Source organism: Helicobacter sp. T3_23-1059 (genome assembly GCF_053654515.1).
In genome coordinates this window covers 1-658 of record NZ_JBSIUV010000196.1, presented here as the reverse complement: position 1 = coordinate 658, position 658 = coordinate 1, and the positions used below count along the sequence as shown (strand labels likewise).

The following is a 658-nucleotide window of genomic DNA, read 5'->3' as shown; positions in this document are numbered from 1 at the left end:
TTCGGCGCGTAAGTCGTTGATTTCTTGTTTGACTTCGGCGCGTAAGTCGTTGATTTCTTGTTTTAACTCTGTTCTTAAATCATTGGCTGTTTGCTTTAGTTCCTGTCGAAATTCTGCTTTTGATGCTTTAAATTCCGCTTGTAGCAAATCTTTACTTACAATCTCGCTTTTTACTTCATCAATAACTTGTTTTTTTAGTCTTTGGGAATTTAGTGTCCAATTTGCTTCAAATGCTTTTTGGGCAACGATTGCCTTTTCCTCACCAAAGGCTTGGATAAAAAAAGCATTTACTTCATCGCGTGTAACTTCTTCTAGCATTTGTATTATCCTAAAATTCTCTTTTATGGCTATTTGTAGCGATTGCTGATATGGACAAATATCAAAACCATTTGGCAGTAACGGTTAGCAATCGCTAATTTGGATATTATACAAGATTATTATCATTTTTTTTATAAAAATTTTATTGTTATTTTCTCCTTATCTTAGATTTCGTTTGCTTATCGCGCACGCTCACACTAGAAATCTCGCTATGTGCGCTTGTGTGAGATTTATCTGCGCGAGGTTTTTTAGTTTTATCCGTGCTAGGTTTAGGCATTGCGTTTAGCCTATTGCGAGTTGCTTGGGTTTTTGCACAAAAATCAATAGCAAGCTTTGCTCT

2 protein-coding genes are annotated in these 658 nt (G+C 35.7%); both read right to left on the bottom strand.

Translation table 11 applies throughout. From position 1 onward, the window contains the following. The coding region (locus tag ACWIX0_RS14020) for a hypothetical protein (RefSeq protein ID WP_454174591.1) at nucleotides 1-318 on the bottom strand (318 nt) is incomplete at its 3' end. Nucleotides 319-466: 148 nt separating this feature from the next. Beyond that, the coding region (locus ACWIX0_RS14015) for a hypothetical protein (protein ID WP_454174590.1) at nucleotides 467-658 on the bottom strand (192 nt) is incomplete at its 5' end.